14 protein-coding genes and 2 pseudogenes are annotated in these 15,503 nt (G+C 62.0%); 11 read left to right on the top strand and 5 right to left on the bottom strand.

Annotated elements, in window-relative coordinates:
* The first annotated feature begins 128 nt into the window (after positions 1–128).
* Both P3T22_RS01915 and P3T22_RS01910 read left to right on the top strand, forming a co-directional pair.
* Positions 129–428 carry a helix-turn-helix domain-containing protein gene (locus P3T22_RS01915; RefSeq protein WP_236721030.1) on the top strand — a complete coding sequence of 100 codons (300 nt, stop codon included), beginning with the start codon at positions 129–131 and terminating at the stop codon, positions 426–428.
* Positions 429–430: 2 nt separating this feature from the next.
* The gene (locus P3T22_RS01910) at positions 431–1,654 is read left to right on the top strand and encodes a type II toxin-antitoxin system HipA family toxin (RefSeq protein WP_429324062.1); all 1,224 of its coding nucleotides are present in this window, start codon (positions 431–433) and stop codon (positions 1,652–1,654) included.
* A 95-nt stretch (positions 1,655–1,749) separates the two neighbouring features.
* Here P3T22_RS01910 and P3T22_RS01905 read toward each other — a convergent pair whose 3' ends face one another.
* Positions 1,750–2,139: a hypothetical protein gene (locus tag P3T22_RS01905; protein WP_429324061.1), complete on the bottom strand. Its 390-nt coding sequence runs from the start codon at positions 2,137–2,139 to the stop codon at positions 1,750–1,752.
* A 464-nt stretch (positions 2,140–2,603) separates the two neighbouring features.
* On the opposite strand from P3T22_RS01905, the gene oxlT reads away from it, so the two are divergent.
* The 5 genes from oxlT (at position 2,604) to P3T22_RS01880 (ending at position 8,933) form a co-directional block, all read left to right on the top strand.
* Positions 2,604–3,935, top strand: coding sequence for an oxalate/formate MFS antiporter (oxlT, locus tag P3T22_RS01900; RefSeq protein WP_429324060.1), 1,332 nt, complete (start codon positions 2,604–2,606; stop codon positions 3,933–3,935).
* Positions 3,936–3,999: 64 nt separating this feature from the next.
* On the top strand, positions 4,000–5,742 hold the full coding sequence (gene oxc, locus P3T22_RS01895) for an oxalyl-CoA decarboxylase (protein WP_063500348.1): 1,743 nt from the start codon (positions 4,000–4,002) through the stop codon (positions 5,740–5,742).
* A 26-nt stretch (positions 5,743–5,768) separates the two neighbouring features.
* Positions 5,769–7,019: a formyl-CoA transferase gene (gene frc / locus P3T22_RS01890; protein WP_063500349.1), complete on the top strand. Its 1,251-nt coding sequence runs from the start codon at positions 5,769–5,771 to the stop codon at positions 7,017–7,019.
* Positions 7,020–7,278: 259 nt separating this feature from the next.
* Positions 7,279–8,430, top strand: a complete 1,152-nt coding sequence (locus tag P3T22_RS01885) for an HPP family protein (protein ID WP_429324059.1) — start codon at positions 7,279–7,281, stop codon at positions 8,428–8,430.
* 89 nt (positions 8,431–8,519) lie between these two features.
* Positions 8,520–8,933: a MarR family winged helix-turn-helix transcriptional regulator gene (locus tag P3T22_RS01880; RefSeq protein ID WP_429324058.1), complete on the top strand. Its 414-nt coding sequence runs from the start codon at positions 8,520–8,522 to the stop codon at positions 8,931–8,933.
* A 245-nt stretch (positions 8,934–9,178) separates the two neighbouring features.
* On the opposite strand, the gene P3T22_RS01875 is transcribed toward P3T22_RS01880, so the two are convergent.
* Positions 9,179–10,201 carry an aldo/keto reductase gene (locus P3T22_RS01875; protein ID WP_429324057.1) on the bottom strand — a complete coding sequence of 341 codons (1,023 nt, stop codon included), beginning with the start codon at positions 10,199–10,201 and terminating at the stop codon, positions 9,179–9,181.
* A gap of 28 nt (positions 10,202–10,229) precedes the next feature.
* On the opposite strand from P3T22_RS01875, the pseudogene P3T22_RS01870 reads away from it, so the two are divergent.
* Positions 10,230–10,397 (top strand): annotated as a pseudogene (locus P3T22_RS01870) (LysR family transcriptional regulator); the annotation flags it as partial.
* An 85-nt stretch (positions 10,398–10,482) separates the two neighbouring features.
* Here P3T22_RS01870 and P3T22_RS01865 read toward each other — a convergent pair.
* Complete coding sequence (locus tag P3T22_RS01865) at positions 10,483–10,815, bottom strand: DUF2322 family protein (RefSeq protein ID WP_063500352.1); 333 nt, start codon at positions 10,813–10,815, stop codon at positions 10,483–10,485.
* A 317-nt stretch (positions 10,816–11,132) separates the two neighbouring features.
* Between P3T22_RS01865 and P3T22_RS01860 the strand changes: the two are divergent.
* Both P3T22_RS01860 and P3T22_RS01855 read left to right on the top strand, forming a co-directional pair.
* Positions 11,133–11,339: pseudogene (locus P3T22_RS01860) on the top strand (YncE family protein); the annotation flags it as partial.
* A 48-nt stretch (positions 11,340–11,387) separates the two neighbouring features.
* A complete protein-coding gene (locus P3T22_RS01855; protein ID WP_063500354.1) occupies positions 11,388–12,392 on the top strand; it encodes a sterol desaturase family protein in 1,005 nt (334 codons plus the stop codon).
* Between the two features lie 131 nt (positions 12,393–12,523).
* On the opposite strand, the gene P3T22_RS01850 is transcribed toward P3T22_RS01855, so the two are convergent.
* Positions 12,524–13,369 carry a DUF2182 domain-containing protein gene (locus tag P3T22_RS01850; protein ID WP_429324056.1) on the bottom strand — a complete coding sequence of 282 codons (846 nt, stop codon included), beginning with the start codon at positions 13,367–13,369 and terminating at the stop codon, positions 12,524–12,526.
* Between the two features lie 8 nt (positions 13,370–13,377).
* Positions 13,378–14,145: a DUF899 domain-containing protein gene (locus P3T22_RS01845; RefSeq protein ID WP_063500356.1), complete on the bottom strand. Its 768-nt coding sequence runs from the start codon at positions 14,143–14,145 to the stop codon at positions 13,378–13,380.
* Positions 14,146–14,275: 130 nt separating this feature from the next.
* On the opposite strand from P3T22_RS01845, the gene P3T22_RS01840 reads away from it, so the two are divergent.
* Entirely contained in the window at positions 14,276–15,496 is a 1,221-nt protein-coding gene (locus P3T22_RS01840; protein WP_429324055.1) for a helix-turn-helix domain-containing protein, read from the top strand.
* Positions 15,497–15,503: the final 7 nt, after the last annotated feature.

The following is a 15,503-nucleotide window of genomic DNA, read 5'->3' as shown; positions in this document are numbered from 1 at the left end:
CTGGTTAACTCGAAAAATATAGTATAAACGGCACATATTTACCTGTTAAATAGGATCGCATTGTTCCAATGAACATTAACCGGTAAAATATTAACGTTTATCGGCAAATTTGATGGATAACCGGCAAAATGTTGCTCTTTGATCTCGCTACTGCGGACGAAATCGCGCTTGAACTGGGTCAACGGCTACGCGTGCAGCGCCTCGCTCAGAATCTTCAGCAAAGCGAACTGGCCGCCCGCGCCGGGGTGTCCGAGCGCGCGGTACGCAACCTCGAACGTACCGGGAAGGCAACGCTTGAGAGTCTTCTCCGGGTAGCGATGGCGCTTGGGCTGACCGGCTCGCTGTCGCCTCTGTTCGAATACAAACCGAACTCCATTCGCGCGATGGAAAAGGCGAGCGCCGCGCGTGAGCGGGCTTCCCGGAGGTGACGATGAAAAAACTGAGCGTCGTCTACGCCGGCTGGAGCGAGCGTTTCGAACTGGGCAAGCTCGGGGACGACGGGACAAACCTGATATTTGAGTACTCCTCCGAAGCGCTGCAACGCGGTCTCGAGCTTTCGCCCTTGCATCTGGCATTGCGTCAGCAGGCCTACGATAGCTTTCCGGACCACCAGTTTCGCTTGCCAGGGCTCGTTTCCGATGCGCTGCCCGACGGCTGGGGCATGCTGCTAATGGACCGTCTCTTTCGGCAGCGAGGCTGGGAGCCTGCGCGGATGTCCCCGCTCGACCGTCTTGCGTTCATTGGCGAGAAGGCAATGGGTGCCCTTGTTTTTGAGCCGGCTCAGGGAGACGATCTTCAACCTTCCGATGTGCAGCTTATCGAGCTTGCCCGGGAGGTCCGCGAAGTGATGACGGACGGCAGTACCGAGTTGCTGCGCGAACTCGTCCTGATGGGCGGCTCGCCGCACGGCGCCCGGCCTAAAGTGCTGGTCAACTTCGACCCGCACAGTGGCCGCATGTCGAACTCGGAGCAGCGTGCCGGCACGCCCTGGCTGGTCAAGTTTCCCGCCCAGTACGACCACAAGGAGGTGTGCGCAGTCGAGGCGCTGTATGCCGTGCTTGCCGAAGCATGTGAGATTCCCGTGCCGTTAACAAGGTACTTTGATCTCGGTCCGTCTCTTTCAGCATTCGGCATCGAGCGTTTCGACCGGTCTGGCGCTCAGCGCGTGCCAATGCACACCGCTGCCGGCGCGCTGAACGCCAACTTCCGATATCCGTCGATCGACTATGGTTCGCTTCTGAAATTGACTCGCTTCATCACGCGGGACGAGCGTGAAGTGTTGCGGGCCTTTGAGCGCTGTGTGTTCAATGTGGTGTTCAACAATCGGGACGACCACACGAAAAACTTCTCTTTCCGACTGTCGGCGCAGGGGCAGTGGCAATTCTCACCGGCTTACGACTTGACCTTCAACGAAGGGCCGGGCAGTGAGCATCAAATGGACGTGTGCGGCGAGAGCCGCGCGCCGGCGCGTAAGCATCTGTTGCAGCTTGCCAGCCTGACGGGCCTACCGGCCCGTGCCGCGGAGGCGGTCATTGAACGCACTGCGGGGGTGGCCGGCCGGTTTCGGGATCACGCGCGGAGCTTTCCTATTCGGCGCGCAACGGTAAGCCTGATCGCAGGCAAGATAGAAACGAATCGCGCGCGCATGCTGTGAAGCGAGATCAATGAATGAGCACTGATTAGCGGAATGCGCCGCTGATGAGGCAGTGCACGCCGCGATCGCCGCTTCGACCTCATCCGCCGCCGCGTCTAAACACCAGCCAGCGCCGGCAACTCGACCTCGTACGACACGCGCACGCGCCGGCTGCTTGTCGGTGGCTGATGTGCCACGTCGCTCAGTTGCGCCGCGCTCTCGACGCGCCTCGGTAAGCGCGCGGGATAGCGGGCGTTTTTCTTCTCGAGAATGGCCCGGCTCAGAAACCCGGCGCTATACGCTTTCAGCAAGTGCGCATGGTGCGCTTCGATATACGCAGCAATCTGCGCCTCCTCACCGTCGATCATGGCGACTAGCGCCAGCGTGCTCGCATTCCAACGGAAGCGCAGGCCGAGTTCATCGAACGCACTGTTATAGGCGCACAGTTGCGCCTCGACTTCCGGATCATGCGTGCTGTCGCAAGCGTCGAACTGGGACTGGTTCATGTTCGTCTCCTTCAGGCAAATGGCATGACCAACAATAGGAGCACACGTAGATAAACAACAATTAAAGTTATTTCGAAAAACAATAGTGTTTTGTTTATACATTCGATTCCCCTCCAGTACGGCAGCGACCCAATCCGGATGTCCGGACAGCTGCATCGCGTTGCTCACAGCCCAATAGTCAGTAGCAGCACGCCTATCTATTAGGTATGCCTAATGCAAACCATAAAATGTTTTAACTTTCACTTATCGCCGTTCTCGCGCAGCATCTCCTCAGACGCGCTCCACGCCAAACACCTTTCACCCAGTTGTCGTGCGATCGACGGGTAAGGGTTTTCGTTAGTGCAGTTCCCGCTGGCCGACCATTGGCGCGCCATTGCCCACCGACAAACCGGCAATGAAGCGATTCGATCACGTAAGTCCAACGCGCCACCCGAGCGCGACGGAATCTACAGGAGACGAAAGACATGGGACATTCCAACGTATCCCGGAGCGGCAGTACGGCGTTCTGGCATCACCGCTGGGTGCAACTGGCGATCGGCATTGTGTGCATGGGGCTTGTCGCGAATCTGCAATATGCGTGGACGCTTTTCGTCGTACCTATGGATAACGCCCACCATTGGGGCCAGGCGGCAATCCAGACCGCGTTCACCGTCTTCATCGTCACTGAAACCTGGCTCGTGCCTGTCGAAGGCTGGCTGGTCGACAAGTTCGGGCCGCGCCCGGTCGTGATTGGCGGTTCGCTGTGTGCGGCGCTCGGCTGGATCATCGACGCGCATGCGAGCAGTCTCGCCGAGCTCTACGTCGCGGCAGTGATCGCCGGCATCGGCGCGGGTTGCGTGTATGGCACCTGCGTCGGCACGGCGCTCAAATGGTTTCCGGACAAGCGCGGTCTCGCGGCCGGTTTGACCGCGGCAGGGTTCGGCGCCGGCGCGGCCGTCACCGTAATCCCGATCGCCAACATGATTCAGCGCTCGGGCTACGAACACACGTTCATGTTCTTCGGCATTTTCCAGGGCGCCTGCATGCTGCTGCTCGGCACCATGCTGATACGGCCGAAACCGCCCGCAACCGCAGCCACGGCCAAACGCGTGGTGGCAAGCAAGATCGACTACACGCCCGGCGAGATGATCCGTTCGCCGCTCTTCTGGGTGCTGTACCTGATGTTCGTGTTCGTCGCGGCCGGCGGCATCATTGCAACCGCCCAGCTTGGGCCGATCGCGAAGGAATTCGGCTTTGCCAAACTGCCGGTGAATCTGCTGGGCGTCACGCTGCCGCTGCTCACGATGACGCTGTCGATCGACAATCTGTGCAACGGCTTCACGCGTCCGTTGTGCGGTTTTCTGTCGGACCGCATCGGCCGTGAAAACACGATGTTCATGATCTTTCTCGGCGAAGGCGTCGCGCTGCTGGGACTCATGCAGTTCGGCCACAACCCCTACGCATTCATGTTCTTCGCAGCCACCGTGTTCCTGTGCTGGGGCGAGATCTTCTCGATCTTCCCGGCCACCTGCGCGGACACGTTCGGCAGCAAATACGCCGCGGCCAATGCGGGGACGCTTTATACCGCGAAGGGGACCGCGTCGATGCTGGTGCCGATCGCATCGGTGCTGTCGGCGAACGGCGGGTGGAGCACCGTGTTCATCTCGGCGGCGGCGATCTCGATCGCGGCAGCGGTGTCCGCGAAGTTCATCCTCGCCCCCATGAGAAAACGCTGGATCGAGAACTCGGGCGCGCCGGCTGGCATGGTCATCGCCGAAGCGCGGCTGCAACCGTCGTCCGGCGGCTCGCCTGAATAAACAACAACGTGAGCGCGCAACTCGCGACGAATCCCACAACGCCCCGTGACCAAGGAGAGACATCATGGCAGAAGCCGATAGGCCCGCAGAAGAAGCGACCCCGAAGCAACAGGCAGCCGAGACGACCGACGGATTTCATCTCGTCATCGACGCGCTGAAACTGAACGACATCAGCACCATCTTTGGTCTTGTCGGCATCCCGATCACCGACCTCGCGCGGCTCGCACAAGCGGAAGGGATGCGTTTCATCGGGTTTCGTCATGAACAGCACGCGGGCAACGCAGCGGCCATTACCGGTTTCATGACGCAGAAGCCTGGCATCTGCCTGACGGTGTCGGCGCCGGGCTTTCTGAACGGCTTGACCGCGCTCGCCAACGCGACCACCAACTGCTTCCCCATGATCCTGATCAGCGGCTCGAGCGAGCGCGAGATCGTGGATCTGCAGCAGGGCGATTACGAAGAGATGGATCAGTTGAATGCCGCCAAGCCGTATGCGAAGGCCGCGTACCGCGTGCTGCATGCGGAAGACATCGGCATCGGCGTGGCGCGTGCGATCCGTGCCGCGGTGTCGGGCCGTCCGGGTGGCGTGTATCTGGACTTGCCGGCCAAGTTGCTCGCGCAAACGCTTGACGCCGTGAAGGCACAACAGTCGCTGGTCAAAGTCGTCGACGCCGCGCCGCGTCAGTTGCCGGCGCCGGAATCGGTCAAGCGTGCGATCGATGTGCTGAAGAGCGCCAAGCGTCCACTGATCCTGCTCGGCAAGGGCGCCGCGTATGCGCAGGCCGACGCGGAGATCCGCGCGTTCGTCGAGCAAAGCGGCATTCCGTATCTGCCGATGTCGATGGCCAAGGGCCTGTTGCCCGATACCCACGAGCAATCGGCGTCGGCGGCGCGCTCGTTCGTGCTGCAGGAAGCCGACGTCGTCGTGCTGATCGGCGCGCGTCTGAACTGGCTGCTCTCGCATGGCAAGGGCAAAACGTGGGGCGCGGAGCCCAAGCGGTTCGTCCAGGTCGATATTTCGCCGACCGAAATCGACAGCAACGTCGCGATTGCCGCGCCGGTGATCGGCGATATCGGCTCGTGCGTGGCGGCATTGCGTGCTGGCCTCGATGCGGGATTCGCGAAGCCGGGCGCTGAGTGGACCGGCGCGATCGCCGAGCGCAAGAGCAAGAACCTCGCAAAGATGGCCGCCACGCTCGACAAGAACCCGTCGCCGATGAATTTCCACAGCGCATTGCGCGCAATCCGCGATGTTCTGAAGACGCGCCCGGACATCAACGTCGTCAACGAAGGTGCGAACACACTCGACTACGCGCGCAGCATCATCGACATGTACGAGCCGCGCAAACGCTTCGATTCGGGCACGTGGGGAATCATGGGCATCGGCATGGGCTTCGCGATCGGCGCGGCGGTGACAAGCGGCAAACCGGTTGTCGCGATCGAAGGTGACAGCGCGTTCGGTTTCAGCGGCATGGAACTCGAAACCATCTGCCGGTACGACTTGCCGGTTTGCACGATCGTCTTCAACAACAACGGCGTGTATCGCGGCACCGACGTGAACCCGACGGGCGGCAAGGACGTCGCGCCGACCGTGTTCGTGAAGGGTGCGCGCTACGACAAGATGATCGAAGCATTCGGCGGTGTCGGCTACCACGCGACCACACCGGAAGAACTGACGAAGGCGCTCGTCGAAGCGCTCGCATCGGGCAAGCCGACCTTGATCAATGCCGTGATCGACGAAGCGGCCGGCACCGAAAGCGGCCGCCTGACCAATCTGAATCCGCAAAGCGCGGCAATGAAAAAGTGATCCAGCGTAACCAAGGAGATATCAAAGTGACCAAACCTCTCGAAGGCATCAAGATCATCGACTTCACCCACGTTCAGGCCGGCCCCGCCTGCACCCAGTTGCTCGCCTGGTTCGGCGCCGACGTAATCAAGGTTGAACGACCGGGTTCGGGCGACGTCACGCGCAACCAGTTGCGCGACATCCCCGACGCCGACGCGCTTTACTTCACCATGCTCAACAGCAACAAGAAGTCGCTGACACTGGACACGAAAAAGCCCGAAGGCAAGGAAGTACTCGAAAAACTGATCCGCGAATCGGACGTGCTGGTCGAGAATTTTGGCCCAGGCGCGTTGGATCGGATGGGCTTTTCGTGGGAACGCCTCAACGAACTCAATCCGAAGATGATCGTCGCTTCGGTGAAGGGCTTCAGCGACGGCCATCACTACGACGACCTCAAGGTCTACGAAAACGTCGCGCAATGCGCAGGGGGCGCGGCGTCCACCACCGGCTTCTGGGACGGTCCGCCGACCATCAGCGCCGCAGCGCTCGGCGACAGCAACACCGGCATGCATCTGGCGATCGGCATTCTGACCGCACTGCTTGGGCGCGACAAAACCGGCAAAGGCCAGAAGGTCGCCGTATCGATGCAGGACAGCGTGCTGAACCTGTGCCGCGTGAAGCTGCGGGACCAGCAGCGGCTGGAGCGCGTGGGTTACCTCGAGGAATATCCGCAATATCCGCACGGCGAATTCAGCGATGTGGTGCCGCGCGGCGGCAATGCGGGCGGCGGCGGCCAGCCGGGCTGGGTGCTCAAGTGCAAGGGTTGGGAAACGGATCCGAACGCCTACATCTACTTCACGATCCAGGGCCATGCGTGGGAGCCGATCTGCAAGGCACTGGGCAAACCCGAGTGGATCGACGACCCAGCCTACAAGACTGCCGAAGCGCGTCAACCGCATATCTTCGGGATATTCAAAACCATCGAAGCGTGGCTCGCCGACAAGACCAAATTCGAAGCGGTCGACATCTTGCGTAAATTCGACATTCCGTGCGCGCCAGTGCTGACGATGAAGGAACTGGCCAACGATCCGTCGTTGCGCGCGAGCGGCACGATAGTCGAAGTGCCGCACAAGAAGCGCGGCTCGTATCTGACGGTGGGCAGCCCGATCAAGTTCTCGGATATGAAGCCGGAAGTCACCGCGTCGCCGCTGCTCGGCGAACATACGGACGAAGTGCTGGCGAGCCTTGGCTACACCAAGCAGGACATCTTCAACCTGCGCGAAGTCAAAGCGGTTTAACGGTATCGCGGTGTCGCGCCGCGGGCCCGCGTGGTTGCTCGGGTCTGCGGATAGGGCATCCTTCGCGGGTGCTGTATTTCTGCACCAGACGCAGAATCAGTCTGACCCTGTGATCAGTACGTTTCGGATCGCGACGATCCGAAACGTATTTTATATCACAATGAACTATAATCATGACGACACGTTCTTTCGCTTCGTGAGGATTTTCCCGCAAGGTGCGGTGGCGTCCCACGGGATACCCCCCTTTCCTACCTGAACCTTGTCCCGCTACGCTCTTATTCGCTGGCTTTCCAGCTTTACTCCCCACCCCATTGCCGTCCGGTGGCCAGAACGCTTCAGATCGTGTCTCGGCGCATTGCTGGGGATTGCGTTCACCGGCGGGACAATGCACGTCCTTCTCGGACCGGCGGCAAACATTCCGCTCCTTGTGGCTCCAATGGGTGCTTCGGCCGTGCTGCTATTCGCGGTTCCGGCCAGTCCGCTTGCGCAACCGTGGTCCATCATCGGCGGCAATATCGTCTCCGCCACGGTCGGCGTTGCCTGTGCAAGCTGGATCGCCGATCCGGTGGGCGCCGCCGCTCTGGCCGTGGCGCTGGCGATCTGTGCGATGTTCGCGCTGCGATGTGTTCACCCCCCGTCGGGCGCGGTTGCGCTGACCGCGGTCCTTGGCGGTCCGGCGGTGCACGCGCTGGGCTACCGCTTTGTGGCCGAACCGATTGCGATCCAGTCCGTAGCGCTGCTATGCGCTGCCATCGCCTACCACGCGGCTACCGGGCATCGATACCCGCACGTCGCCCAGATTTCGGGCAAAGGCGCGGCGGCGAACGAAGGCTTCACGCGCGCGGACCTCGAGTCGGTGCTGAACCGGCGCGGCGAATTGCTCGATATCGACACGGACGATCTGGAATCCCTGCTGCGCGATGTTCAGTTGCAGGCCTATGCCCGCATATTCAACGAACTGACCTGCGCGGACATCATGTCGTGCTCCCTGGTCGCCGTATCGGCAGCCACGAGAGCTTCCGCCGCATGGAGTCTGCTGAAACAACGCCGTATCAAGGCACTCCCGGTCACTGACGAGAGGCAGCACGTTATCGGCATCGTGACCCGCGCCGACCTCGTCGACAAACGCGCGTTCAGCAAAGGGGCCGCTCTGTCGTCTCCCATGCGACGCTGGTTCCGGCGCAGCATCACCCCGGCGCCGCTGGTCGGCGCCTTGATGAACGTCGACGTTCATACGGTCGACGCGACGACACCGATCGTCGAGCTGGTGCCCGTGTTCGCGAACTACGGGCACCACCATATCCCGGTTCTGGATTCGAATCAGCGGCTTGCCGGAATGATCACGCAAGCCGACCTCATCGCGGGGCTGTATCGCCAGGCTTACGCCCAGCACCGACACACCGCTGCATAGCCGCTGCCCCCGTCACCAGAGTTGAATACAGGCATAAATATCACGACATGATATAGTTTGCACCCGACCTTTTTCTCCACAGAACTCCGATGAAAACACTCGCTCGCGGCTTGACCAAGACGGACTTCGAGCAGCTGTCCGAGTTTCGCTACCAGATGCGGCGCTTCGAGCGTTTTTCTGAGCAGGCTGCCCAGGGCGAAGGCATTACACCATTGCAGTATCTGCTGCTCCTGCACATCAAGGGCTATCCGGAGCGCGACTGGGCCACCGTCGGCGAGCTTGCGGAAAGGCTCCAGGCGCAGCATCACGGTGTGGTTGCGCTCGTATCCCGCTGTGAGGCACTCGATCTGGTCCGCAGAAAGGTCAGTGAGACCGACCGCCGCCAGGTCGAGGTTCATTTGTTGAAAGCGGGCGAACTGGTGCTTGCCCGTCTCGCCGAGATGCACCGCGCCGAACTGAAGTCGCTCAAAGGCGCCTTTAACGTCCCTCAGATTGATTTCTGAGTCCCCATGAGTCTCGAAGCCCCTCCTTTGACGCGAACACATCGGGGTCAAACCATGCAGGGTGCCGGAGTAAAGCGCATATACATCACATGATGATATATAAAAATTATGATGCGATGTAGTCTCGATCGTTGTGCTGCCGCGCTCGTGAGCGACGGCCCTTCGAACGGTTTCGCATCCGCCGCCCGCTGCTAGATAGCGTGGCTTCTTGAATCGGAGCGAATGACGTTCGCGGCGTCAGCGCGTCAGGCAGTGTATCCGCGGCTACCCTGTTCGCTGTCGAGATGCACCATCTGCGCCGCCGCGTAACGCTCACCCGCGGCAGCCCCGATCGGTACTGCCTGTGCGATCGCAGCGAGATCTTCCGCGGTGAGCGTCACGTCAACCGCACCGAGCGCTTCCGCAAGACGATCGCGCCGGCGCGCCCCAACGAGCGGCACGATATCGCTGCCCTGCGCTGCAACCCACGCAATCGCAATCTGCGCAACCGAGACGCCTTTTGCATCTGCCACCTTGCGCAGCGCATCCACGAGCGCGAGATTGTGATCGACATTGTCCCCCTGGAACCGCGGACTCATAGCGCGAAAATCGCCTTTCCCCGCAGAATCCTTGCTCCAGTGGCCGCTAATCAGGCCGCGGGACAATACGCCATACGCCGTCACGCCGATCCCGAGCTCGCGGCACGTCGGCAGGATCTCGTCTTCAATGCCGCGCGAAATCAGCGAGTACTCGATCTGCAGATCGCTCACGGGATGCACCGCTGCCGCACGGCGAATGGTCGTGGCGCCCACTTCGGACAAACCGACGTGCCGCACATAGCCGGCCTTGATCATGTCGGCAATCGCTCCAACCGTTTCTTCGACCGGCACGTTGGGATCGAGCCGCGCGGAACGGTAGATGTCGATATGATCGACGCCCAGCCGCTGTAGCGAATAGGCGAGAAAATTTTTGACCGCCGCGGGACGTGCATCGTAGAGCGACCAGCCCCCTGCCGGGTCGCGCATGGCCCCGAATTTCACGCTGACGATCGCCGCATCGCGACGTGACGGCGGCGCGCTCTTGAGGGCCTCGCCAATCAGGATTTCGTTGTGGCCGGAGCCATAGAAATCGCCCGTATCGAGCAGCGTGATGCCGGCTTCGAGCGCGGCGTGAATCGTTGCGATGCTTTCGGCGCGGTCGGAGGGACCGTACATGCCTGACATACCCATGCAGCCAAGACCGATCGCAGAGCTTAGCGGACCCGTCTTACCTAGTTGAAGTTGTTTCATGATGTGCCTCGGAAGTTGCGCCGCGTTTCTGCGGCCGGCCATAGAGCAAGGCGCGCTCGCGCCGGTGCTCGATGAGTGGCGTCAATCCTTCACCGGACCGTTTCTGTACTACCCGAGCCGAACGCACATGCCGGCTCCGCTCCGGGCATTCGTTGATTTTATTCTTGCCGCCAACGATTCAGGCACTCATTCGTAGACCGGAACGCTAGCGTGAATCGATACGGGTTATGGCGCGGCCCGGTGTCACGCGATCCACGCCGCGCCGCGCAACAGTGGTGCGCCTAGCCGGCTGCGACGACGTCGATGCGCAACGCTTCCGCACCGGCCGCAATCGCGAGCAGATGGTCGACGTTCGGGTGTGCACCCGGACGGTTGCGCGCGTCGGCCGTATGCTCGGCGAACACCGCAAGGCCGTGTTCGGCCGCCTTGGCGTCCAGCGTGCCAAAGGTCTGCTGCAGATAGTGGTACACCGCCAGCGAGCCCTGCTTGCCCGGCTTGTTCTCGATGCTTGCCACCACGGCGCCCTTGCCGTCGAGCAGATCGATACGTGCGATACCGTCAATGGCAGGCAGTTGGGCGAGGTTATCCTTGAACACGTTGCTCGGTTGAATCACTGAAAACACTCCTTCTATTCGGAAAAATTCGGCGAGCCGTATCTTACTGGCCCCAGCCATCGCCGAACCCTTCATATAAATAACAAAGTGTCGCGTGTCATCGGCAGAGCGAACTGGCGCGTTAAGCCGCCAACGGTTTGAGCGCGGTCAACGCACGCTGAATCCGCCTGCGCCCGCCACCACGATGTTCCCCCAATTTGTTTTCCCGCCAGTCTATCGTTCAGATGCCAATTTCTATCGCTTCGATTACAAAGGCCTGCGCACTTGCCGCGCTAACTTACTGCACGCTAACCATGGCGATGCCGGCGCAGGCAGCCGACATCACCGGACTCATGCCTGGCCCTGACGACATGGAACTGTCCGCGGATCACCGCTACCTGTGGGTCACATTCCGTTTTTCGCGGCATGTCGGCATCATTGATCTGACAACCCATAAACTTATCGACACAATCGCGGTCGGACGCTCACCGCACGGTTTGTATTTTGCCAACCGTGCACCCGTGTATGCGCCCAATCCAGACTGACCAGACTTTCGTTTTGATAACAGCACCCGCAATTTCAAGAGGTTTTCGATGATTCACGAAATCGTCGCGCAACTCGACAATGGCATCTCGGCGTTACAGACACTCCTGTACGTCGACGTGGTACAGCCGTTTTTCTACCGCTTCGGCCTGATGGGATACGACGAGGACACCTACGATGCGCTCTATTGGGTGATCATCGGCGTGCTGGAAATACTGATCACTTATATCGCCTTGCGGCCGCTGGAAGCGCTGCGTCCCATCGAAGCGTGGTCCGATCGAAAAGCGCTGCGAGCCGATGTGATCTACACGTGGATCGCCAAGCTCGGCATCATCAATATCGCGTTCTTCTTCATGCTGCAGCCGCTGTTCGATCACTGGCAGAGCCTGATGGCGATCTACGACGTGCCGAACATCGATATCGACGGGCTGTGGCCCGGGGTCACCGATCAACCGGTAGTGTCGTTCCTCATCTATCTGATCGTGCTCGATTTCTTCGGATACTGGTATCACCGCTGGCAGCACCGCTTCGGCGTGTGGTGGGAACTGCACGCAGTGCACCACAGCCAACAGCAGATGTCGTTGTGGGCCGACGACCGCAATCACTTTCTCGACGACATCATTCAGGCCGCGTTCTTCGCTGCAATTTCGCTGTTCATCGGCGTGCAGCCGACGCAGTTCGTCGTGCTGGTCGCGGTCGGCAACTTCATGCAGAGCGTGCAGCACGTGAACGCGCGCTTGCTGTATGGATGGCTGCTCGAACGCGTGATCGTGAGCCCGATTTTTCATCGGCGTCATCACGCGGTCGGTTACGGCCATGAAGGCACACGCTACGGCTGTAACTTCGGCGTGCTGTTTCCGTGGTGGGACATGATGTTCAGGACCGCGTCGTGGAACCCTACCGTCGAGCCGACCGGCATTCGTGACCAGTTGCCCGTACCGCACGGCGCAGGGCGCTCCTATGGTGACGGTATGATCGCCCAGCAATGGCGCGCGTTTGGCCGCATCGCCCTGCGTCTGCGGGGACAACGCAATTACGGCGGTGTGACAGACTGATCTGCCATCGCCATGGGGCGGGTGCGGCTCTCACCGCTACCCGCTCGTCAAGTCGCAGACAGCGACTGAAGCCCCGGCTGCCACCTCGAAAGCCGTCCAGCGAAAACGAGCGATTAGCGATGGCGGCGGCCTCATCCCAATCCCACTGCGCGCGCGATCAGCAACACCCCTCCGCCGGCGATACCGGCCCCAATCACCCGCGCTGCCCGTTCACCACGTGGGGCAAGACGTTCGACGGTGATAGCCGCCGTCACTACAGCCATCACACGCAAATCCATGGCGCCGACGACGAGAAGGACCATGGTCGGGCCGGCACAGCAATAGCTGCAGTGGGCGCCGAGGCGCAGGCCGTGCCGCCATGCCGTGGCAGCGTCGGCGGGCAACCCTGGCAACATGAGGCAACGCCCCGGCGCCTCGCGGCAGCAGGCAAGGTGCCGTGCCTTCCATTCCGTGAACTGCAGCGCCCCGGCCATCAACACAATGACACCTGCGGCGAGCGGAACGGCGCGCGCCAGCGCCGGCAGCGCCATCTCGAGCGCCGCCAGCGCAACGCCCAGCGGAAATACGGCCATGCCGAACGCGGTCCACACTAGGAAGTACCCCACGCCCACTAGCACCGTCAGCCCGCCAAGGCGCGTCTCGCCAGTCCCGCCGACGGCCACGCGATAGCGCCACAGCATGGGAACCAGAGATGGCAGCATCATCGCGACCATCATCACGATCCACATGCCGAGGAACGACGCCGCGAGGCCGGGCCACGTCTGTCCGCACATCCGCATCCATGCCGTCGACATCGTCCAGCCGCCGGGCATCGGCATCTCGCCCATCGCCGACATGGACGCGGCGCTAACGATCGTCACCGCCGCGCTGACGGCGAAGAGCAGCGCCGAGACGCTGAGGAACGCCCGCTGCGAAACCAGCATGTTGATCGGACGTCCCGGCATTTCCCGTCCCCCGGTTGCGCTAACGTGTTCCATCACCTGGCTCAGCGCGTCTCGTACTCGTCGTGACGCTTCCACCAGACGCCCGTCTCGTTGCGGCCCTTCGGGGCGCGGTCGAGCCACTGATACATGCCCCAGATGCCGTCCACCCCACGCGCATAGGTGGAATACGTGTGATAGACGACGCCGTCCTCGAGTACGAACGCGCTCAAGCCCGGTCTATCTCGCGTGTACGTCGCCGGGTCGGTTCCGCAGGTGGCCGCGAACTGCGCGACCGGCTCCGGAACCTGGGCTTCGTCCATCGCGTGTCCGCCACGCTCGTAGTTGTATTCGATGCTCCCTTCACGCTGCTGCGCCTCGGTAAACGCGATGTTGAAGTCGAAGTTGAAGTCGCTTCCGTACGAGGACGCCCAAGGGAACGTCCACCCCATCCGGCGCTGGTACGTCTGCAGCTTCTCGAACGGCGCCCGCGACACCGCCGTCAGCGTGACGTCATGATTCGCCAGATGAACTACGGTGCCGTCGAACCCATCCGCAATCGACGAGCACGACGGGCACCCCGCCTTGTAGTCGGGCCCGAACATGAAGTGGTACACGAGGAGTTGCGAGCGTCCTTTGAAGAGGTCGGCCAGCGAGGCACTTCCCGCATCGGTTTCGAATCGGTACGTCTTATCGATTCGCACCCAGGGCAGTGCCTGCCGCTGCTGCGCCACCGCGTCGCTCTGCTGCGTGAGCGCCTTCTCCGTCTTGAGCAGTTCGAGCCGCGCCGCCAGCCACTCTTCACGTGTCGCGGTCGTATGTGTCGTGGTCATGCTTGCCTCCTTGGGCGTCCTTCGTCGTTCGTTCAGTTGTCGATACGACGTACTGGTTGGTGGTCGTGCTAGATTAGTCACAGGCACCCGAACGGTGGGAGTGACAAGTGTGGCGGGATTCGAATAGACCATGGACTCGCTTGTAACGGCCGCGGCACGGGCGCTGGCGGCGGGTGATCCGCTCGGCGCACTGAACCGGGTCGCCTTGCGCGACGACGCGCCCGCCCTCGCGCTGCGAGGCATTGCGATGGCGCAGCTCGGCGATCTCGTTCGAGCGAAAGCGCTCGTGCGAAGTGCGGCGCGCGCCTTCGGTCCTAAGGAGCCGGTGGCCCGCGCGAGATGTGTGGTCGCCGAAGCCGAAATCGCGCTCGCCTCGCGCGATCTGGGCTGGCCCGCAAAGGCGCTCGACGCCGCGCGGGCGACGCTCGAAGCCCACGGTGACAGGCTGAACGCCGCGCATGCGCGGTATCTCGAAGTGCGGCGCCTGCTATTGATCGGGCGCCTCGACGAAGCCGAGCGCCTGCTCGCCCGACTCGATCCCGCACCCTTCCCACCCGCGCCGCGAGCCGCCCACGAGCTGGTCGTCGCGGGGATCGCGATGCGCCGCCTCCAGACGAAGATAGCGCGCGCTGCGCTCGCGAGGGCCGAGCGCGCCGCGCGCCATGCAGGTATCCCGTCGCTGATCGCAGAGGTCGAAAGCGCACTCCTTCTGCTGAACACGCCAGCGGCGCGCTTGCTCGCGCATGGCGAGGAGCGGCCCCTCCTGCTCGAGGAGGTCGAGGCGTTACTGGCGTCGAAGGCGCTCGTTGTGGACGCTTGCCGTTATGTCGTACGTGAAGCAAACATCGTGGTTCCACTCGCCAGGCGCCCGGTGTTGTTCACGCTCGCACGCGCACTAGCCGAAGCGTGGCCCGAAGATGTGTCGAGGGACGCACTCATCGCGCGAGCATTCCGGACGAAGCACGCCGATGAATCGCATCGCGCGCGGCTGCGCGTCGAAGTCGGGCGGCTTCGCGCGTTGCTTGGGACGCTGGCAGGCGTGAGCGCGACGAAGCGGGGCTTTGCGCTGGTGCCGCATGGCGCGCACGAGGTCGTCGTGCTCGCGCGGCCGGTCGAAGAGCCGCATGCAACGGTGCTCGCCTTCCTCGCCGACGGCGAGTCGTGGTCGAGCTCGGCGCTCGCGATTGCGCTGGACGCCAGCCAGCGCACCATGCAGCGGGCACTCGACTCGCTAGCCGCAGCCGGCAAGGTGCAATCGTTCGGCCGCGGACGGGCGCGACGCTGGATGACGCCGCCCATGCCCGGATTCACGACGACTTTGTTACTCCCCGCCCCCCTACCGAGTGATTAGGATGGAA

This window comes from Paraburkholderia sp. GAS348, from assembly GCF_050434205.1.
GTDB lineage: Bacteria > Pseudomonadota > Gammaproteobacteria > Burkholderiales > Burkholderiaceae > Paraburkholderia.
The sequence above is the reverse complement of the archived record's forward strand: the minus strand, read 5'-3'. Positions and strand labels throughout refer to the sequence as shown.